The sequence below is a fragment of the Paraburkholderia sp. SIMBA_053 genome (genome assembly GCF_046534895.1).
Classification (GTDB): domain Bacteria; phylum Pseudomonadota; class Gammaproteobacteria; order Burkholderiales; family Burkholderiaceae; genus Paraburkholderia; species Paraburkholderia caledonica.
In genome coordinates, this window is record NZ_JAWRXU010001934.1 from 1 (window position 1) to 229 (window position 229).

The window sequence follows — 229 nt, forward strand, 5'->3', positions numbered from 1 at the left end:
GTATCAGATGCAAACGATGCGGCAGGATAAAGGCGAACGCACCCGCGGGAAAGGGCCGGCATACTCCGCCGATGTGCTGCTCGGTGTCTCCGCCGAGGTTGATCTGAATCTGAAAATATTCGTGCTTATGCGGCTCTTCAATCGCGGGGCGCGACGCCTGGTCGCGTATATAGAAATCGAGGCGATCGCTTCGCTCGGGCATCGCATAGGTGCGTGATACTGTCACCGG

General features: G+C 58.1%; 1 pseudogene. It reads right to left on the reverse strand.

The window, feature by feature from the left end:
- Nucleotides 1-202 (reverse strand): annotated as a pseudogene (locus SB753_RS42295) (AraC family transcriptional regulator); the annotation flags it as partial.
- Nucleotides 203-229: the final 27 nt, after the last annotated feature.